The following is a 19,535-nucleotide window of genomic DNA, read 5'->3' on the forward strand; positions in this document are numbered from 1 at the left end:
CACGCCGGCCCGGCTGATCCGAGGGCACGCCATCACGGTGGTGTCACCGCCCGGCCGCGTCACCGGGCGCGGTGCTCGCGGGGGCTGACGCCGTAATGGCGGCGAAAGGCGGTGCTCAGCGCGAACGGGCTGCCGTAGCCGACGCGGCGGGCCACCGATCCGACGGAGGCGTCCGGTTCGCGCAGCAGGTCGGCGGCCAGCGCCAGGCGCCAGCCGGTGAGGTAGGCGATCGGAGGCTCGCCGACCAGGTCGGTGAACCGGCGGGCGAAGGTTGCCCGGGAGGCCCCGCAGGCCGCGGCGAGTTCCGCGACCGTCCACGGGTGTTGGGGCGTGTGATGCAACAGGCGCAGCGCCCGGCCCACGACCGGGTCGTCGTTCGCTCGCCACCACGCCGGGACGTCCGCCTCCGCCTGGGCGAACCAGGTGCGCACGACCGCGACGACGAGCAGGTCGAGCAGCCGGTCCAGGACGATCTCCTGGCCGGGATCGTCCCGGCCGATCTCGCGGGCGAGCAGGTCGACGAGCGGGGAATCCCAGTCACCGGCCCGGACCACGGCGAGCGCCGGCAGCGCGGTCAGCAGCCGGCGGCTGACCTCGGTGCGCAACTGGTAGACGCCGGTCACCAGCTCGGCCGCGCCGCCACGGCTGTTCCCCCAGGCCCGCGTCCCGAGGTCCATCGACAGGTCCAGGCTCTTCCCGGCCGGGGTGGTGCAGATCTGGCCGGGATGGATGACGATCTGCGCCGGGGTCGCCGGATCGTCGGCCACAAGGTACGGGTCGGGCCCGCGGATGACGATGACGTCCCCGGCGGCCAGGCGCACCGCGGGCCGGTCGTCGGGGATCACCCAGGCATGGCCGCGCACGACCGCGACGATGGCCAGCGGGGCCTCGTCCTGGATGCGCATCGACCAGGGCGGATTCATCGTCGTGCGCAGCAGGAAGGCCCCCCGCGCCCGTGGGCCGTCCAGCAGCCCGGCGAGCGCGTCCATGCCGGAGATCGTAACGGCGGCCGACGCTCGCCGGGCTGGATGGACGCTCGCGTATGCAGATGAGCGTCGGGGCCATGGCTCGTCCCGATCGCGCGCATTTCACTGGATCACGACAGCTTCCCGTTGAACAGGACGGCCCATGACCTCCAGGGTTCTGCCCACGCTCACGCTGATCACCGCCGTCGGGGCGGCGGTCGTGGGCGGGGTGTTCTTCGCCTTCTCCGCCTTCGTCATGACGGCGCTGCGCCGGCTGCCGCCGGACCAGGGGCTCGCCGCGATGCAGAGCGTCAACCGGCAGGCCCCGACGGCCGCCTTCATGCTGGTCATGTTCGGCACGGCCGCCGCCTGCGTCATGCTCGGCGTGATGTCGGTGCGTGACCCGCACGGGCCGGGCGCCTGGTACCGCCTCGCCGGAGCCGTGCTCTACCTGCTCGGGGTGCTAATGACGATCGCCTACCACGTGCCGCACAACGACACCCTCGCCCGGGTGGACCCGGCCGCCGCCGGCGCGGCCGGATCCTGGCTGCGGTACGCGAGCGACTGGACGGTGTGGAACCACGTCCGGACGCTGCTCTCGGTCGCCGGCGCGGTCGTCCTCGTCATCGCGGTGCGGGTCGGGGACCGTGCGGTGGCCGCGGCCCCGGCCCGCATCGTCCCGCTGGGCCTGCCCCGCTGACCCGGTGCCGTCCCCGCGCCATGCCGCGGGCGACCCGGGCTTCCCAGCGCGCGCACGGGAACCCCCGCGGCCCCGGCACGGGCGGCTCAGGCCGCGCCGCCTGGGCGGGCGAAGGCGGTGCGGTAGGCCGTCGGGGTGAGCCCGGTGCGGCGCAGCAGGTGCTGGCGCAGCGAGTCGGCCGAGCCCAGCCCGCTGCGCCGGGCGACGTGATCCATCGGCAGGTCGGTGGTCTCCAGCAGCTCGCGAGCCCGCTCGACGCGCTGGTGCAGCAGCCACTGCAGCGGGCTGAGGCCCGTCTGCGCCCGGAAGCGCCGCCCGAGCGTCCGCTCGCTGACGTGCGCGTGCGCGGCGAGGTCGGCGAGGGTGAGTGGCTCGTCGAGACGCGCCAGCGCCCAGTCCCGGGTGCGGGCCAGACCGGCGCCATCCGGGCCGGGCAGCGGGGTCGGGACGAGCTGGGTCTGGTCGCCGGCGCGCACGGGGGCCGCCACCGCGAGGCGGGCCGCCGCGTTCGCGACCGCGCTGCCGTAGTCGCTGCGCACCAGGTGTAGGCACAGGTCGATGCCCGCGGCGAGCCCGGCCGAGGTCACGATCTGGCCGTCCTCGACGAACAGCACGTCCGCGCGGACGTCGACGGCGGGGAAGCGGCTGCTCAACGCCCCGGCCTGCACCCAGTACGTGGTCGCCTGCCGGCCGTCGAGCAGGCCGGCCTGGGCCAGGACGAACGCGCCGGTGCAGATCGAGGCGATCCGCCGGCCGGCGAGCGCCGGGTGGGACGGGTGCGGTGGGCCGGATGGGGGTGGTGGCGACCGCGGGCATGGTTGCCATCATCACCGTCGAACCGCGACCCGACCTGATCATGGCGGGAACCTCCGGACATCTGGCGTCCGAAGGGCTGCCGCGGGTGCGCCCGCCCGGCGAGGGTGATCCGGACGCCGCGCACAGCTGGGCCTACGTCGGCGACGTCGCCCGCGCCCTGGTCGCGATCAGCCGGGACGAGCGCGCCTGGGGTCGGGTCTGGCACGCGCCGAGCGTGCCGCTGTCGGTACGCGAGCTGTCCCGGCGGCTCGCCGTCGCGCTGGCCGAGATCGCCGGCCACGGGCCCGGCAGCGGCCGCCCCGGCACGCCGTCGGTGCTGCCGGAGGCGAGCCGGTAGTCAGTGTGGCGATCGGGCGTAGCATGGTCGCTGATCGGGTGTATCGCGAGCGTCGACCAGAAGGCCGACCCAGCTACCGGTCGCAGCCATCCGGTGGTCATCGTCATCGGAGTTAGGCGGCCGTCATGACGACGAGCCTGAAGGTCCTTCCTGCCGATCGTGCCGATTTCGCCCGGTTCGACGACGACGGTGGCGCTCCGACCGCATCCCCCCTGGCGGTCACGGACAGGGCACGCGCCTTGGCCCGTTCACCCGCGTCGGGCGGACGGCGTACCCCGGATGTCGACCGTCGTCTGGCCGCACCGGCCCCCGAGCCGGGCGGCGCAGGCGCGCCCCGTCTGTCGTTGTCCCCGGCCCGCGGCCAGGGATCGTTCGACGGCGGTTGGTGGCCTCGGACGATGCGGCTGGCCGATGAGCTGTCCGGCCTTCTCACCGCGCTGGCGACCGCCGACGAGAACATCCGCCGGGTCTCGGTGAACGGCGACGCCTGGACGGCGATACCCGGCCTGGCTGAGGGGCCCGGGCTGCCCCGGGCACGGGTGAACTGGTTTCGAACCCTCGACCCGCGGGTGGTCACCGCGGGCGGCGGCAGCAACGGAGGCCGGTCCTCGCTCCGGCTGCTCGTGATCCCGCCCGGGGCCGCGCCCGAAGCGGCCCCGGCGGTGCTCCGATCGGCCGCGGCCGGCGGGTTGACCGGCTCGCCCGGCGAGGTCCTGCGGCAGGCCGGCGCCGAGACCGCGACGGACCACGGCGGATCGACCGGCGCCGCGGTGCCGGAATCGTCTCCGGCGCCCTCGGCGTCGCCCTGACCGTGGGCATGACGAACGACACCACCGCCTCGGCCGGCCGGGAGACGCCCAGGCCGGCCGGTGACGACGACCCGGGCCGCGTGGTCACCTGTGACCTGGCCTTCGACGTCCAGGAACCCGCCGACATCGCGTTGCAGATCGCCGCCGCCGAACGCGGAGGCCGCACGCACGAGGAACGCCTGGACCTGGCGACGGGGGGAACCGCCCTCGCCCCGCCGGTCGAGCTGGCCGCGCCGCACGGCGGGCGGATCCATCTACTGCGGGCGCCCCGGGGCCTGTTCACGGCGTCCTACCGGGCACATCTCGACCGCCCCCGCCCCCGCCCCCGCGCCGCGCCGATCCCGGACGGGGCCGCGGGCGACGAACCGCTCGATCTGCAACGGCTGACCTATCTGCGCCCGAGCCGTTACTGCCCCTCCGACCATGTCGTCGGACTCGCTGTGGCCGAGTTCGGCGCTCTACCCCAGGGCCGGCCCCGGGTGGATGCCATCGCGGACTGGATCCACCACCGGATCGGCTACGTCGCCGGCTCCAGCACGGTCCATGACACCGCCGAGGACACCCTGCTCACCGGGCAGGGGGTGTGCCGCGACTTCGCCCACCTGGGCGTCACCCTCTGCCGGGCGCTGGGGATACCCGCGAGGTTCACCGCGGTCTACGCACCCGGGCTGACCCCGATGGACTTCCACGCCGTCTTCGAGGCCTGGACCGACGGCGCATGGCACGTCCACGATCCCACCCGGCGGGTTCCCCGGGGTGGCCTGATCCGGATCGCGACCGGCCGGGACGCCGCCGACACCGCGTTCGCCACCGTCCTGGGCGGCATCGCCACCCTGCGGTCGGTCGAGGTCACCGCCACGGTGACCGGGCTCCTTCCGACCGACGACCACCGGGTCGAGGCCAGACTCGGTTGACCCCCCGCCCGTCGGAGCCGACCGCCGGAGCACCCCGCCCCTGCCAAGGACCGAAGGAATGGAAGTCCGCCATGAGTGACACTGACACCGCCCGCCTGGACGAGATCGCATTTCATCTGCTCACCGCCCAGCGGGCCAGCCGCGGCATCCGCCGTCTCGCCAATGCCGCGGTCGAGATCGGTGAACCGGTGGACGCCGCGGGCGTCAGCGCGGTACTCGAAGAGTTCCGCGCGGCCTACCGCGAGGTACACGCGGTCCTCGCCAGCGGTAACACCGAGGACATCGTGTACCTCGCCGCCCAGCTCGATCGGACCTGACCGGGCCCGACCGGGCTGGCCGCCCCGGCGACGCGTTGCCCGCGCCGGGGCGGCGAAACGGCCGCCCACCGGCCGGAGGCCGGTACCGGGCCGCCGACGCGGCGGCTAGGCGAGGATGGCGTCGAGGTCCTTGCGGATCTCCTCAGGGGTGACCGTCGGCTCGTAACGGCGGACGACGTTGCCGTCGCCGTCGACGAGGAACTTGGTGAAGTTCCACTTGACCTCGTCGGTGCCGAGCGCCTCGGGCCGGGTCTTCGAGACGTGCTCGTAGAGGAAACCGGCCTCGGGCCCGAAGTCCCCGGGCGCCTCCGCGCGCAGGTACTTGAACAGCGGCGCGGCGCCGTCGCCGTTCACCTCGACCTTGCTCAGCACCGGGAAGGTGACGTTGAAGTTGGTCGAGCAGAAGGCCTGGATCTCCTCGTCGGTGCCCGGCTCCTGGCCACCGAACTGGTTGCACGGGAAGCCGAGGATCTCCAGGCCGCGACCGTGCAGGTCCTGGTAGAGCGACTCGAGCCCCTCGTACTGCGGCGTCAGGCCGCACTTGCTGGCAACATTGACGATCAGCAGCGTCTGGCCGGCGTAGTCGCCCAGCGAGCGGGTGTTGCCGTCGGGGGCGTCGACGGTGAAATCGTGGACAGTCATGATCAACCTGACTCTCGTTACGGTGATCGGCGAACCTCACAGCCGATGGTTCGGCCGCTGAACAATCCCGACGCTACTCCGTCTCATGCCTTTATGTCACCATGTCGGGTGCGTAATTGCGCGCCGGCTGGACGCGGGCGGCCGTCTGGGATGCTCATAGGGTCCGACGGCAGCGACCGATGGCGACGAACGAACAGGAACGCCCGACATGAGCATCGAACCCGACCTGCTGAAGATTCTTGCCTGCCCGGTCGACAAGGGGCCACTGGAGCTGGTCGACGGCTGGCTGGTCAACCCGCGGCTCGGCCACCGCTACGAGATCCGCGACGAGGTCCCGATCCTGCTGCGGCCGGATCACGTCGACCCCGCCGTGGCCCGCGCCCAGCGCTGACCGGCGGATCTCCCGCACCAGGACACACGACAGCGGGGCCCGAGGAGAATTCCTCGGGCCCCGCTGTCACGCACGTGGCAGGGTCGCCTACTCCCGGCCGAACTGCTCCCGCAGGCGACGCAGCGCTTCCTCGTCGATCGCCGACGCAGGCTGGTCGGACTGGGAGGAGGTGTAGGAGGAGGGGGCGGCCGCCGCGGCGTCTGCCTCCTGCGCGGCCCGGATCTGGACCTGATGCGCCTCGAAGCGGGCCTGGGCCTCGGCGTACTGCCGCTCCCACTCCGCCTGCTGCTCCTCGTAGCCTTCCAGCCACTCCCCGGTCTCCGGGTCGAAGCCCTCGGGGTAGACGTAGTTGCCCTGCTCGTCGTACTTGGCTTCCATGCCGTACTGGCTCGGGTCGAACGCCTCGCCGTCGACGGCCAGCCCCGACGCCTCGTTCGCCTGCTTGAGCGACAGGCTGATCCGACGCCGGTCGAGGTCGATGTCGATCACCTTGACCAGGATCTCGTCACCGACGTTGACGACCTGCTCCGGAATCTCCACGTGCCGCTCGGCCAGCTCGGAGATGTGGACCAGACCCTCGATGCCCTCGTCCACCCGGACGAACGCACCGAACGGCACCAGCTTCGTGACCCGGCCGGGAACGACCTGGCCGATCGCGTGAGTGCGGGCGAACTGACGCCACGGGTCCTCCTGCGTCGCCTTCAGCGACAGCGAGACCCGCTCGCGATCAAGGTCGACGTCGAGAACCTCGACGGTGACCTCCTGGCCGACCTCGACCACCTCGGACGGGTGGTCGATGTGCTTCCAGGACAGCTCCGAGACGTGCACCAGCCCGTCGACGCCACCGAGGTCCACGAAGGCACCGAAGTTGACGATCGAGCTGACGACGCCCTTGCGGATCTGGCCCTTGGCCAGCTGGGCGAGGAACTCGGAGCGGACCTCACTCTGGGTCTGCTCCAGCCATGCCCGCCGCGAGAGCACGACGTTGTTGCGGTTCTTGTCGAGCTCGATGATCTTGGCTTCGAGCTCACGCCCCACGTAGGGCTGCAGGTCGCGGACTCGGCGCATCTCCACGAGGGAAGCCGGCAGGAAGCCACGGAGGCCGATGTCGAGGATGAGACCACCCTTGACAACCTCGATGACGGTGCCGGTGACGACGCCGTCCTCGTCCTTGAGCTTCTCGATCGTGCCCCAGGCGCGCTCGTACTGGGCGCGCTTCTTGGACAGGATCAGGCGGCCTTCTTTGTCCTCCTTCTGGAGGACAAGGGCCTCGACGTGGTCGCCGACACTCACGACCTCGTGCGGGTCGACATCGTGCTTGATCGACAGTTCTCGGGACGGGATCACGCCCTCGGTCTTGTAACCGATGTCGAGGAGCACCTCGTCGCGATCAACCTTGACGATGATGCCGTCGACGATGTCCCCATCGTTGAAGAACTTGATCGTCTTGTCGACTGCCGCGAGGAAGTCTTCGGCCGAGCCGATGTCGTTGACCGCTACCTGTGGTGTGGTCGGGCTCTGCGCGGTGGTCACGGTCTCCACGGGTCGTACGTCGGTGGTGCTCGTCAAGGGGTCGGCTCCGACTAGGGGTGGTCGTCCGCGCGAGGGCCGGATCGAACCGCCGGGACCGAGGGACAGAGACAACGCCAAAAAACGAAGAAACTGTCAGAACCGATAGCGACGCTCGAGTGGATCCGCTCGGTCTGAGACCCACGGACCCTCGTGCACAGACCCAAGTCTAGGGATGGGTGTCCGGAGTGGTCAACGGGAGTCGGCACCCAGACGCTCGCGACCCGCGACTGCGGTCACGCTACGCAGACACAAGGCGGCCATATGTAGCTATGTGCCGCCGCGCCGCCACTCTCGCGAGGCGCCGACCGGGGCCAGCCGGTCCACCGTCCGATCACCGAGCAGATCTCGCCGCGCCCGTTCCCCCGGGCGGGCACACACAGCACGGCGGGATCAAAGGTAAATATCGTCATCAAACCGACACATGGGACGAGGCGCCGGTGAGGTCACGGGAAGGCGGAAAGAACGCGGATGCCCTCCCGGACGGGGGTGGTGCCGGGGGCAGACGGGGTGGCCGCGATGGGCGGGGGGTGGGACGGCGGTGCCAGGTCGGGCCGCTGGTCAGGGTCGCCCGGCTGGGCCGCGCTCCGCGCCGCCCGCGTCGGCCGCCCGCCCGGCCGGTCCGTTCCAGCCCGCCGCCGGGATCGGGCCACGGCAGCCTCTCGGCGCCGGACGCCATCCCGGGCTGTCCTCGCCACGCCCGCGGCACCCAGCCATCCGCGGCCTCGCGCGCGCCGGCCTCCGCCGCGCCCGTACCCGCCGGCCGTTGGCGCCCCACCGGCCCCCCCGGCCGGGCGGCGGATCCGGTCAGCAGTGGCACCGTCGGGCTATCCCCGGGCATCCCGGCGATCGCCACCCCCGGCATGACTCCGGTCACGGCCGCCGGGAACGCCCCGGTCGGGGTCGGCGGGGACGGTGCCCCGTCGGCGGGCGCGGTGCCCGCACCGGCCACCGCCCGCCCGCGGCGGCGCGCCACCCACGCGTCCGCGCGCCTGGCCCAGCCGTGGGCCAGCCGGATGCAGGGCCGCTCGATGAGGTGATGCGTCGCGGTGGCAACGGCCACCGTCAGCCCGAGGACGACCAACAGGAACGGCGGGTACGGGATCTTCCACAACCGCCAGCCGCTGTGCTCCAGCACGAGGTCGATGACGGTGGAGTGCCACAGGTAGATGCCGTACGAGATCGCGCCGAGGAAGGCCAGCGGCCGGCTGGCCAGCAGCGGCCGCACCGCACCGCGGTCCTGGCGGCCGAAGACCGCCGGCAACAACAGGAAGAACCCGAACAGCCCGTACAGCAGGTGACGGTTCATATCCTGGGCCCGGTCCGGGTCGAAGATCGGCACCAGCGGCAGGCCTGCGTGCCTGCTCGCCACCCAGTAGAACAGCGCCGCCACGGCCCAACAAGCCGTCCCCGAGCCGCGCAGCCCCGCCCAGCGGGGCTGGCGGCCGAGCTGGGCGTACCGGGCGGAGATCACCGCGAGCGCCATCCCCATGGCGAACAGGTCCCACCAGACCGGCAGCCAGACGTTCCAGCCGGACATCCAGCTCTGCTTGCTCGGGATGACCAGGAAGTGGACGAGCTTCGCGGCCAGGAAGGTCACCGCCAGCGCGGCCAGCTCCACCCGGACCTGGGCCTCGGGCGAGCGGCGGCGCCGGCCGAGCAGCCAGGCGTAGACCGGGACGGCGAGGTAGAACGCGACCTCGATGTCGAGCGTCCACGCCTGGGTGAGGCCCTGAATGGCCCACAGATCCTGATATCCCTGCAGGAAGAACGCGGTCTGAAAGACCCCGGCGAGCCCGTGCACGCCGACCCGCTCGTCGCTGACCACGTTGAGGGTGACGGCGAGCGCCACCCAGTAGAGAGGGACGATCCGCATGAACCGCCGCACCAGGTAACCCGGCGCTGCGGCGGCGGCGACGCCCGCGAGCCGGGCCGCGACGAACGGGCGGTAGAGCAGGAATCCCGAGATCAGGAAGAACACCGCGACGCCGGCCTCACCGCGCGCGGTGTAGGGACCGAGCCCGCTGCTGGTGGTGAACCCGGCCGGGAACGACGTGTGCACCACGACGACCAGGAGCGCCGCGATCGCGCGCAGCCCGTCGAAGCCCGGGAAGACGACCTTGGGCGGGCGGGTGGCGGGGGGACGGCGCGGATCGGGGATCGGGGCGGTACCGGCGGAACCGGCGGGCGCGTCGGGGACGGCGGCGGCCGAACGGGAGTGGACGGGGCCGGTCACCGACAGGTAGCCCCGAGATACGCAATGTCCGGCACGCTCGAAAACGTACCAGCACGGCGGATTAACGAGCTACCACACCCCGAACAAAACGTCTTTTTCCACCCGCTGGCGTAGTCAGGTCGGGTAACCCTGCTCGGTATCGGATCGCGCCCGGTGCCCGCCCGGGATCCCCTCGGTCCGGGAACGGGCCCAGCCGGCGAGCCGGCCGGCGGCGGCCGTGAGCGCGACCGCGGCGAGCAGCACCACCGCCGGCTCGGCGGCGGCCCGGAAACGGGTGGTGCCGTAGACCACCACCGTCGCCAGGCTCAGCGTGATGGGCACCGCGAGCAGGGGCAGCAGCACGGTCCGGCGGCGGCGCAGCACGACCACGCCGCCGATCGCGGCCAGTTCCAGTACCCACAGCGTCACCATCCCGGCCCGGCTCAGGCTCAGCGGCCGCAGCTCGATCGTGTCAAGGCGGGCCTGCTGCCACGGGTGGTAGACGCCCCAGGTGCGGCCGAGGCGGGCGGCGGCCACCGCGGGCAGCCGGTCGGAATGGTCGCGGATGTAGTCGTACGCCGCATGTCGGTAGAACACGTCGCGCTCGGAGCGTTCCTCGGGCGGTGATGGCAGCGCCAGCACACAGTCGAACGACCACCAGCCCAGGTGGCGTCCGGAATACGTCGCCGGGCAGTGGGTGACGGCGAGGGTGGAGCCGAGGCCGGTGGACAGGTACTCCGGCTCGTGGAATCGAGACAGGTTGTAGCCGGCCCAGGGGGCGACGGCGACCACGCTCGTCGCGGCCGCCACGGCCAGCAGTCCGGCGCGGCGCCGCCAGGCCACGCCGCGGGCCATCGCGACGAGCGGCACGACGAGCACCAGGGCGAGCAGCGCGAGTTCGGCACGCGCGAGCATCACCGCCGCAAGCGCCAGCCCGAGCCAGGCCGCCTCGGCGAACCCCCGGCGGTCGGCGAACCGGTAGCCGGCCAGGATGATCCACGCGCAGGTCAGGATGCCGGTCGTCTCGGACATCACCAGCGGGTCGTTGAGCCACATGCCGGGGTAGAGCGCCGCGATCCCGGCAGCCACCAGGCCGGTGGCGGGGCCTGCGACGCGGCGCCCGGCGAGGGCGACCAGCACGATCGAGCCAACCCCCAGCAGGCAGGAGAACAGCTGGTGGGACAGGAAGCCGGTGAAGCCGAGCAGCGACGGGACGGCCAGCAGGACGCTGGTCAGCGGCGGGTGTTGGGCGTCGGCGACGTAGCGCCCGGACAGGCGCAGCTCGTACGGATCGGGCCAGCCACGGCCGTCGGCGAAGAGGTTCGCCGCCTCGTGGTAGTAGAACGGATCACCCTGCACCGCCGCCGGGTGCAGCCAGTGGAACAGGTAGAACAGTCGGATACCGAGACCGATCAGGCAGATCGCCGCCAGCGGGAGGTACCAGCGGACCGGCCGCCCGGGCCGGGCGGGCGCGGCGGGCGCGGCGGGCGCGGCGGGCGCGGCGGGCGATTCGGCAACGCCCGGCGATACCGGCACCGACCCCACCGCCCGTGGCTGCCTCGCCGTGGTCTCAGACACGCGCGGAAAGTACCAACGCGCTGGTTCCGGGCAGACAACGCGTCCGTCATCAAGGCCGCAAACGTACCGCGCGTGCACGACGTGACGCCGTTGCGATTAGCCTTGCCGCTCGGATGTCCTGATGCGATCGGGGCGGCGAGCCGCGGGGGCGGACCCGGTGCGGAGCCGACCGAGTCCGCAGGGCAGCCTCCGCACCGGTTCCACGGCCCGATGGCGCCCCGGCGACGACGAGGAGGGACCAGGCTGACCAGCAACGACGCCGACACCGTCCCGCTGGCGTCCGGGGATCAGCAGCGGCGGTCGTCCGCCAGGCAGCAGGCCGACACCACCCCGATCGGCACCCGCGCGGGTGGGCCGCGTGGCCCGGCCGGGGGCCCACCCCCCCGGCGCTCGATGACCGAGCGTGACGGGCACCTTGGTGACGGTCGATCCGGCGCCGACCGGCCGCGCGGGAACCAGCCCTCCAGGCGACACGAGCGGGCCGCGGCCGAGCGCGGGCCCGAGCCGCCCTCCCAACGACCCGAGCCGCACGTCCGCAGCAACGAGCCCCGCTCCCGCTTGGCGACGCACCAGCGCCCGGCCACCGGCCGCGAGCCGACGCGGCCGACGCGGCCCGAGGATGACCTCGACGCCACCGGCCCGGTGCTCGCCCCGCTGGGGCACCTGCCCGCCCTGGACGGCCTGCGCGCGTTCGCCGTCCTGGCCGTCATCGCCTACCACGCCGGCATCTCATGGATGCCCGGCGGCCTGCTCGGCGTGGACACCTTCTTCGTGCTCTCGGGCTTCCTGATCACCGGGCTGCTCATCACCGAGTACCGCAACACCCGGCGCATCGACCTGCGCAGCTTCTGGGTCCGCCGGTCCCGCCGGCTGATGCCGGCGCTGCTGGTCCTGCTGGTCGCAGTGGCGGCGTACGCCCGGTGGATCGCCTCCCCCGGCGACGTCGGCACGCTGCGTCTGGATGGCCTGTCCACGCTGCTGTATGTGGCGAACTGGCGCTTTGCCCTGTCCGACCAGAGTTACTTCGACCACTTCTCGGCGCCCTCGCCGCTGCTGCACACCTGGTCGTTGGCGGTCGAGGAGCAGTTCTACGTCCTGTGGCCGCTGATCGTGTTCCTGCTCATGCGGCACAGTGCCCGCACGGTGGATCGCTGGCGCCGCCAGCGCCAGAAGGCCCAGTCCCTCGCGCTGACGGTGGCCGTGCTCGGCGCGGAGGCGTCGGCGCTGGTCGGCCTCGCCCTGCTGCTGATCGGCACTGATCCGTCCCGGATCTACTATGGCACCGACAGCCGCTCCCAGGCACTGCTGGTCGGAGCCGCGCTGGCGGTGTGGCGGGGGCAGCGGACGAAACCGATCTCGGCGCGGGCTCGCTCGGTCATGTCGGTCGTCGGCTGCCTGGCGGGAGCGACGATGATCGTCATCTGGACGACGGTGAGCGGGGAGAGCCGTGCGCTCTACGCCGGCGGGTTCCTCGGCGTCGCCGTCGTCGTGATGCTGCTCGTCGCCTCGCTCGTCGAGGCACCGCAGGGGCCGGTGTCGAAGGTGCTCGCCTGGGCCCCGCTGACGTTCGTCGGCCGGATCTCCTACGGCCTGTACCTGTGGCACTGGCCGGTGTTCCTCACCCTGACGGCCACCCGGACCGGCACGGACGGCGTGGTCCTGCTGCTGCTGCGACTCGGCACCACGCTGGCTATCACGCTCGCGTCGTTCCACCTGGTGGAGGACCCGATCCGCCGCCGCCGGATCCGACTGCCGAAGCCGCGGCTGACCGTGCCCGCCGTGTTCGGCGGGGTCCTCGCGGTGATCCTGGTGGCCACGGCGGGCACCTCGACGTCCGTGCGCACCCCGGCCGAGCTGGCGGCGCTGGCCAAGCGGGCGGCCGCTTCCCCGCAGCCCACCGTCAGCCTGCGCACCGGCGGCGGTGCGCCGATCAAGGTGCTGCTCGGCGGCGACTCGGTGTCGCTCACGCTGGGCTTCAGCGACTTCTCCTCGATGGCCGCCGACCAGGGCATCGAGATCCACGACTTCTCCAAGCTCGGCTGCGGGGTGGCCCGCGGCATGGAGCGACGCATCCTCGGCAAGGCCGGGCCGACCACCGACGGCTGCGACCAGTGGCCGCAGCGCTTCGCCCAGCGGGTCGACGAGGTCAACCCGGCGCTCGCGCTGCTGCTCGTCGGCCGCTGGGAGGTCACCGACCAGTTGCTCGACGGCCGTTGGACGCACATCGGCGACCCGGCGTTCGACGCCTATCTCGGCCGCGAGCTGGATCTCGCGATCACCACGCTCGGGGCCAAAGGCGCAAAAGTGGTACTTCTGACTACTCCGATCTTCAAGCCGGCCGAGGCGTCGGACGGCAGCATCTACCCGGAGACGAAGGCCGCGCGGGTCGAGCGCTTCAACGTGCTGCTACGCGAGGCCGCTGCCCGCCACCCCGGCACGAGCGTGATCGACATCACCTCCATTCTCACTCCGGGCAACAAGTACGTCGACGAGCTGGACGGCGTCCGGCTACGCGACGACGACGGAGTGCACATCTCCAATGACGGCGCCCGACGCATCGGGACCGCGATCATTCCTCAGCTTCTTCGGATCGCCCAGGGGCCGGCGGCCGTCGCCGCGGCCTCGCAGACCGTGGGAGCGGGACCCGGCTGACCGGCCCGGTTTACCTGCCGCTAACCTTCCGCCCAGTACCGGGTGGTCTACAGGAGGATCGACGTGCCGCGTGCGCTGATTACCGGGATTACCGGTCAGGACGGGTTGTATCTGGGTGAGTTGTTGACCGCGAAGGGTTATGAGGTGTTCGGGTTGGTTCGGGGGCAGTCCAACCCGAAGGTGGCGGTGGTGGAGAGGTTGGTGCCGGGGGTGGTGTTGTTGGAGGGTGATCTGACGGATCTTCCGTCGTTGATCGGTGCGGTGGAGATCTCGCAGCCGGACGAGGTGTACAACCTGGGGGCGATCTCGTTCGTCGGACTGTCGTGGAAGCAGGCGGAGCTGACGGGGGAGACGACGGGGATGGGGGTGTTGCGGGTGTTGGAGGCGTTGCGGATCGCGGGTGGTAATGACATGTCGCGGGTGCGGTTCTATCAGGCGTCGTCGTCGGAGATGTTCGGGAAGGTGCGGGAGACGCCGCAGCGGGAGACGACGCCGTTTCATCCGCGGTCGCCGTATGGGGTGGCGAAGACGTTCGGGCATTATTTGACGGTGAACTACCGGGAGTCGTACGGGGCGTTTGCGTGTTCGGGGTTGTTGTTTAATCACGAGTCGCCGCGGCGGGGGATCGAGTTTGTGACGCGGAAGATCTCGCGGGCGGTGGCGCGGATTTCGTTGGGGTTGCAGGACTCGCTGACGTTGGGGAATTTGGAGTCGCGGCGAGACTGGGGTTTTGCGGGGGATTATGTGGAGGCGATGTGGCGGATGCTGCAGCAGGACACCCCGGATGACTATGTGGTGGCGACGGGGGAGACGCATAGTATTCGGGAGTTGTTGGATGCGGCGTTCGGGCGGGTGGGGATTTCGGACTGGTCGGGGTTGGTGAAGCAGGATCCGCGGTTTTTCCGGCCGGCGGAGGTGGATGTGCTGGTGGGGGATCCGTCGAAGGCGCGGGAGGTGTTGGGGTGGACGCCGCGGGTGGGGTTCGAGGAGCTGATCGCGATGATGGTCGACGCCGACCTCGCCGCCGAGGCTGAATCAACAGGCAAGGCGTTGACGATCAGGTGAACGCCCTTCCCCGGACGAAACGCGCGGCCGGACACCCCGCCGCGGGTGAACCGGCCGCGCGCGGGTATTCCGCGGCGCGGGCCGGGGAGGACGCCTGCGTGTGTCGTCGGGGAGGACGCTGATGAACCGCAACACCGTCCCGCCGGGGGACTTCTCGCCCACCGTCCGGCGCGCGGCGGCGCACCGGACGAGGCCCGGTCCGACCACGCCGGATCCCGTCTCGACCGGCCCGATGGTGGTAAAGCCGGCGATGCTGTCGACCGGTCCCCTGGCGACGGGCGGGCTGGCGACAGGCGGGCTGGCCACGGGCACGACGGGCACGACGGGCACGACGGGCACGACGGCCATGGGCACGACGGTGGCCGGTCCGGTTCCCGTCGGCGCCGGGCCGGCCGAGGGGGCCAGTGCGGCCGGGGACGGCTGGACCCTGCGCAAGCGACTGCGCCAGACCCGCGGCACCCGGCTGCGCGGCGCGCTACGCGGCGCCGTCCCCCTGGCCCTGGCCGGCCTGCTCGCCAATGCCGCGAACATGGGCGTCACCCTGATCATCGCCCGCGCGATGAGCACCCGATCCTACGGCGCGGTGGCCCAGCTGATCGCGATCTTCTTCGTCGTGTCGATGCCGGGCAGCGCCCTGCTCGTCGGGGTGGTCCGACGGATCACCACCTGGCAGCACAGCGGCCGGCTGGACCTCATGGCGGACTGGGTGAACCGGGTCCGCCGGGTGGGGGTCGCGACCGTGCTGGTGGTCGCGGTGCTCGCGATCATCGGGCGGGGGTACGTGGCGCGCGAGCTGTCGCTGCCCGGCCCCGGCGGTGTCGCCGAGATCATCACGGCGGGGGCGGCGTGGTGCCTGCTGTGCGTCGACCGGGGGCTGCTCCAGTGCGCCCGCCAGTACCCGGCGCTGGCGACGAACCTGCTCGTCGACGCCGCGATGAAGACCGTGTTCACGATCGGCCTGGTGCTCATCGGCCTCGACGAGTCCGGCGCCGCGATCGGTGTCCTGCTCGGCGTGCTCGCGGCGCTGGCGCACGTCCGGTGGACCCTGTACCGCAGTCCGGTCACGATGGGCCGCGGCGACCGGGCCGCCGCGGCGCCGGCCGCCGACCCCATCCCCCCCGCTCGCACCCCCCACGGCACCCCCCACGGCATCCCTCGCTGCACCCGCTGCGGCGCCGACCCGGCTGGCGGTGGAGGTCGGCGCCGCGCTGGTCGCGCTGGCGCTGCTGGGGCTGCTGCAGAACATCGATGTGCTGCTGCAGGGCCGGCTCGCCCCCGACCGGTCGGGCTCCTACGCGGCCGTCTCGGTCGCCAGCAAGGTGATCGTGCTGGCCGCGGTGGTGCTCGCCGGGTTCCTGCTCCCGGAGGCCGCGGACCGCCGGCATCTCGGACAGCATGCTCTGCATCAACTTGGCGCGACGATCGCAATACTCCTCGTGCCGGCGGTGGGGCTGCTCTTCGCCGCTCTCATCGCACCCGACAAACTGCTTTCCCTGGCCTTCGGCCCCCGTTTCACCGACGCCTCCGGCGCGCTCCTCCCCCTGGCCGCAGCGATGACCTGTCTCGGAGCTACCGTGCTGTTCACCCATTACCTGCTCGCTCTCGGAGAGCGAGGCGTCCTGCTGGCCCTGGGCCTCGCCGCCGCGGCGGCCGTCCCCCTGATGTTGTGGGCGGACGGCTCGCCGACGGCGACCGCCCGGGCCGATCTTGCCTGCCAGGCGACGCTGGCCGTCGTCACCGGCCTGTCGGTGCTCGCCGCGGCCCGCCGGACGGGCCGGGCATGACCGCCCCGAGCAACGGCCGCGGCCCCGGCGCGACGATCCCGCCGACCCCCAAGGGCCTGATCCTGCCGCAGGTCGGCGCCGGCTCCGCGGTGCCGCCGGGGATCCTGGCCCCGCAGCTCGGCGCGCCCGACATCGAGGGCGTGGCCCCCCGGCCCCCCTCCCTCGCCGAGCTCGTCGAGACCTCCGGCCTGCGCCGCGTGCACGTGCTGGCCTGGCGCGACCTCGACGACCCGGAGTCCGGCGGCTCGGAGCTGCACGCGGACAAGGTCGCCGAGCGCTGGGCGCAGGCCGGCATCGACGTGAGCCTGCGCACGGCGATGGCCCCCGGCCATCCCGAGTCGGTTCGCCGCCACGGCTACACGGTGGTGCGCAAGGCCGGGCGCTACTCGGTCTTCCCGCGCACGGCGCTGTCCGGCGCGCTGGGCCGCACCGGCCCGTGGGACGGCCTGGTGGAGATCTGGAACGGCATGCCGTTCTTCTCCCCCGTCTGGGCCCGCTGCCCGCGGGTGGTGTTCCTGCACCACGTGCACGCGGAGATGTGGCGGATGGTGCTCTCCCCGAAGCTGGCGAAGGTCGGCGAGACGGTGGAGTTCAAGGTCGCCCCGCCGCTGTACCGGCGCACGCGGATCCTGACGCTGTCCCAGTCGTCCCGGCACGAGATCATCGAGCTGCTCGGCCTGCCGCCGCGCAACATCTCGGTCGTACCGCCGGGTATCGACCCGGCGTTCACCCCGGCCGGTGAACGGTCCCCGCATCCCCTCGTCCTCGCCGTCGGCCGGCTGGTGCCGGTCAAGCGCTTCGACGTCCTCATCGACGGCCTGCTGCGGGCGCACGACGAGCACCCGACGATGGAGGCAGTGATCGTCGGCGACGGCTACGAGCGGCCGGAGCTGGAGAAGAAGATCCGCGCCGCCGGGGCGGGCGCGTGGCTGCGCCTCGTCGGACGCGTCGACGACGACGAGCTGCTCTCGCTCTACCGGCGCGCCTGGGTGCTCACCTCGGCGTCCGCCCGGGAGGGCTGGGGAATGACGATCACGGAGGCGGCGGCGTGCGGCACGCCGTCGGTGGCGACCCGCATCGCCGGGCACACCGACGCGGTCGTCGACGGCGAGACCGGCGTGTTGGTGGAGGACCCAGCCGATCTGGGCAAGACACTGGCCGGCGTGCTCTCCGACGACGACCTGCGAGGCCGGCTGTCCGCCGGCGCCCTCGCCCACGCCGCAACGTTCACCTGGGCGGAGACGGCCCGCGCCACGTTCGCCGCGCTCGTGCGGGAGGCGGCCCGCCAGCGCGGCCCCGCCTCCCCCGCGGCCCGCGCCGCGAACGTGATCGGCCAGCGCCGGTGACCCTGGCGACCACCCCGGTGATCCGGTGACCCTGACCACATCACCGTCCGGTGCCGACGGGGGTCGCCCGCCGGCGCCGGGCGGCCCCGCCCAGGCACCGTCCCCGCGCACCGCGAACCCGGCCGGGCGGGCGGACCCGCGGACCGGCGCCCGGCCGGGCCCGCCCGGTCGGGCCGGCGCGGCGGCGCCGCGGGGCCGGCGGCTGCGGCCGTCCTGGCCGGTCCTGGTACTGGCCGCCGTGGCCTACCTGCCCCTGCTGGCCACCGCGCCCGGCAGGATCGGCGCGGACACGAAGGCGTACCTCTACCTCGACCCGGGCCGGATGCTGCGCCGGGCGGTCTCCATGTGGGACCCCGCGATCGGCATGGGCACGGTCACCCACCAGAACATCGGCTACCTGTACCCGCAGGGGCTGTTCTACTGGCTGCTGGACACCGCGGGCCTGCCCGACTGGGTGGCGCAGCGGCTGTGGACGGGCTCGATCCTGTTCGGTGCGGGCACCGGTGTGCTGTTCCTGCTGCGCTCGTTCCGCTGGCCGGACCGGTTCGCGTTCGTCGCCGCCGCCGGCTACATGCTCTCGCCCTACATCCTGGAGTACGAGGCGCGGATCTCGGCGATCCTGCTGCCCTACGCCGGGCTGGGCTGGCTGATCGGCATCACCGTACGCGGGCTGCGGGAGGCCGAGCCGGGTCGCGCCGGCTGGCGGCCGGCGGGCTGGCGCTTCCCCGCCGCGTTCGCCCTGGTCGTCACCACGATCGGCAGCATCAACGCCTCCAGCCTCATCTTCATCCTGTTCGCGCCGCTGCTGTGGGTGCCGTTCGCCGTGTGGGGCACCCGGGAGGTCCGCCTCGGCGCCGCCGTGGGCATGTGCACCCGGGCGGTGCTGGCCGTCCTCGTCACCTCGGCGTGGTGGATCGCCGGGCTGTACACGCAGGCCGGCTACGGGCTGAACGTGCTCGCCTTCACCGAGACGATCGAGACGGTCGCCAGCAGCTCGCAGGCGTCGGAGGTGCTGCGGGGGCTGGGCAACTGGTTCTTCTACGGCCAGGACGCGCTCGGCCCGTGGATCAAGCCGGCCACCCACTACACCCACGACCTGTGGCTGATCGTCATCAGCTTCGCGCTGCCGATCCTCGCGCTCGCGGCGGCCTCGGCGATCCGCTGGGGGCACCGCGGCTACTTCGTCGCGCTGATCCTGCTGGGCACCACGATCGCCGTCGGCGTCTACCCCTACGACGACCCCTCCCCCTGGGGTCGGGTGTTCAAGGACTTCGCGGAGGGGTCGACGGCCGGGCTCGCACTGCGCTCGCTGCCGCGCGCGGTCCCGATGGTCGTCCTCGGCCTGTCGGTGCTGCTCGCCGGTGGCCTGGCCGCCCTGGAGCAGCGGTACGCCGCGCGCGCGGCGGCCGGGACCAGCGCGGGCGGCGGCGGGCGC

At 72.5% G+C, this 19,535-nt stretch carries 17 protein-coding genes and 1 pseudogene; 11 read left to right on the plus strand and 7 right to left on the minus strand.

Going from position 1 to position 19,535, the window contains the following annotated elements; translation table 11 throughout:
* Positions 1-59 precede the first annotated feature (59 nt).
* On the minus strand, positions 60-989 hold the full coding sequence (locus tag FRAQA3DRAFT_RS15395; protein ID WP_009739956.1) for an AraC family transcriptional regulator: 930 nt from the start codon (positions 987-989) through the stop codon (positions 60-62).
* Positions 990-1,128: 139 nt separating this feature from the next.
* Between FRAQA3DRAFT_RS15395 and FRAQA3DRAFT_RS15400 the strand changes: the two genes are divergently transcribed.
* Positions 1,129-1,665, plus strand: coding sequence for a DUF1772 domain-containing protein (locus tag FRAQA3DRAFT_RS15400; RefSeq protein ID WP_009739957.1), 537 nt, complete (start codon positions 1,129-1,131; stop codon positions 1,663-1,665).
* A gap of 86 nt (positions 1,666-1,751) precedes the next feature.
* Here the strand turns inward: FRAQA3DRAFT_RS15400 and FRAQA3DRAFT_RS15405 are convergent.
* Positions 1,752-2,429: pseudogene (locus FRAQA3DRAFT_RS15405) on the minus strand (GlxA family transcriptional regulator); the annotation flags it as partial.
* A 26-nt stretch (positions 2,430-2,455) separates the two neighbouring features.
* Here FRAQA3DRAFT_RS15405 and FRAQA3DRAFT_RS15410 point away from each other — a divergent pair.
* From FRAQA3DRAFT_RS15410 to FRAQA3DRAFT_RS15425, 4 genes are all read left to right on the plus strand, one after another.
* Positions 2,456-2,818, plus strand: a complete 363-nt coding sequence (locus tag FRAQA3DRAFT_RS15410; RefSeq protein WP_157467383.1) for a hypothetical protein — start codon at positions 2,456-2,458, stop codon at positions 2,816-2,818.
* A gap of 125 nt (positions 2,819-2,943) precedes the next feature.
* Complete coding sequence (locus FRAQA3DRAFT_RS37300; RefSeq protein WP_009739958.1) at positions 2,944-3,627, plus strand: DUF5994 family protein; 684 nt, start codon at positions 2,944-2,946, stop codon at positions 3,625-3,627.
* Positions 3,628-3,635: 8 nt separating this feature from the next.
* Positions 3,636-4,541 (plus strand): transglutaminase family protein, encoded by a 906-nt coding sequence (locus FRAQA3DRAFT_RS15420; RefSeq protein WP_009739959.1) that lies wholly within the window; start codon positions 3,636-3,638, stop codon positions 4,539-4,541.
* A 71-nt stretch (positions 4,542-4,612) separates the two neighbouring features.
* The gene (locus FRAQA3DRAFT_RS15425; protein WP_009739960.1) at positions 4,613-4,858 is read left to right on the plus strand and encodes a hypothetical protein; all 246 of its coding nucleotides are present in this window, start codon (positions 4,613-4,615) and stop codon (positions 4,856-4,858) included.
* A gap of 105 nt (positions 4,859-4,963) precedes the next feature.
* Here FRAQA3DRAFT_RS15425 and FRAQA3DRAFT_RS15430 read toward each other — a convergent pair whose 3' ends face one another.
* The gene (locus FRAQA3DRAFT_RS15430; protein ID WP_009739961.1) at positions 4,964-5,500 is read right to left on the minus strand and encodes a glutathione peroxidase; all 537 of its coding nucleotides are present in this window, start codon (positions 5,498-5,500) and stop codon (positions 4,964-4,966) included.
* Between the two features lie 208 nt (positions 5,501-5,708).
* Between FRAQA3DRAFT_RS15430 and FRAQA3DRAFT_RS15435 the strand changes: the two genes are divergently transcribed.
* The gene (locus tag FRAQA3DRAFT_RS15435) at positions 5,709-5,891 is read left to right on the plus strand and encodes a Trm112 family protein (RefSeq protein WP_009739962.1); all 183 of its coding nucleotides are present in this window, start codon (positions 5,709-5,711) and stop codon (positions 5,889-5,891) included.
* Positions 5,892-5,978: 87 nt separating this feature from the next.
* Here the strand turns inward: FRAQA3DRAFT_RS15435 and rpsA are convergent, their stop codons facing one another.
* From rpsA to FRAQA3DRAFT_RS15450, 3 genes are all read right to left on the minus strand, one after another.
* A complete protein-coding gene (rpsA, locus tag FRAQA3DRAFT_RS15440; protein WP_009739963.1) occupies positions 5,979-7,460 on the minus strand; it encodes a 30S ribosomal protein S1 in 1,482 nt (493 codons plus the stop codon).
* Positions 7,461-7,872: 412 nt separating this feature from the next.
* Positions 7,873-9,696, minus strand: coding sequence for an acyltransferase (locus tag FRAQA3DRAFT_RS15445; protein WP_009739964.1), 1,824 nt, complete (start codon positions 9,694-9,696; stop codon positions 7,873-7,875).
* 114 nt (positions 9,697-9,810) lie between these two features.
* On the minus strand, positions 9,811-11,211 hold the full coding sequence (locus FRAQA3DRAFT_RS15450) for a glycosyltransferase family 39 protein (RefSeq protein WP_009739965.1): 1,401 nt from the start codon (positions 11,209-11,211) through the stop codon (positions 9,811-9,813).
* Positions 11,212-11,811: 600 nt separating this feature from the next.
* Here FRAQA3DRAFT_RS15450 and FRAQA3DRAFT_RS15455 point away from each other — a divergent pair.
* A complete protein-coding gene (locus tag FRAQA3DRAFT_RS15455; RefSeq protein ID WP_369809433.1) occupies positions 11,812-13,905 on the plus strand; it encodes an acyltransferase family protein in 2,094 nt (697 codons plus the stop codon).
* Between the two features lie 63 nt (positions 13,906-13,968).
* The gene (locus FRAQA3DRAFT_RS15460) at positions 13,969-14,970 is read left to right on the plus strand and encodes a GDP-mannose 4,6-dehydratase (RefSeq protein WP_009739967.1); all 1,002 of its coding nucleotides are present in this window, start codon (positions 13,969-13,971) and stop codon (positions 14,968-14,970) included.
* Positions 14,971-15,543: 573 nt separating this feature from the next.
* Here FRAQA3DRAFT_RS15460 and FRAQA3DRAFT_RS37305 read toward each other — a convergent pair.
* Entirely contained in the window at positions 15,544-15,939 is a 396-nt protein-coding gene (locus FRAQA3DRAFT_RS37305) for a hypothetical protein (RefSeq protein WP_232292068.1), read from the minus strand.
* A 221-nt stretch (positions 15,940-16,160) separates the two neighbouring features.
* Between FRAQA3DRAFT_RS37305 and FRAQA3DRAFT_RS37310 the strand changes: the two genes are divergently transcribed.
* The 3 genes from FRAQA3DRAFT_RS37310 to FRAQA3DRAFT_RS15475 form a co-directional block, all read left to right on the plus strand.
* Entirely contained in the window at positions 16,161-16,754 is a 594-nt protein-coding gene (locus FRAQA3DRAFT_RS37310) for a hypothetical protein (protein ID WP_009739969.1), read from the plus strand.
* Positions 16,751-18,100, plus strand: coding sequence for a glycosyltransferase family 4 protein (locus tag FRAQA3DRAFT_RS15470; RefSeq protein WP_009739970.1), 1,350 nt, complete (start codon positions 16,751-16,753; stop codon positions 18,098-18,100). The genes FRAQA3DRAFT_RS37310 and FRAQA3DRAFT_RS15470 overlap by 4 nt, the downstream gene beginning before the upstream one ends.
* 25 nt (positions 18,101-18,125) lie before the next feature.
* A partial coding sequence (locus FRAQA3DRAFT_RS15475) for an alpha-(1->3)-arabinofuranosyltransferase family protein (protein ID WP_009739971.1) occupies positions 18,126-19,535 on the plus strand: 1,410 nt, incomplete at its 3' end.

The organism is Frankia sp. QA3 (genome assembly GCF_000262465.1).
Taxonomy (GTDB): domain Bacteria; phylum Actinomycetota; class Actinomycetes; order Frankiales; family Frankiaceae; genus Frankia.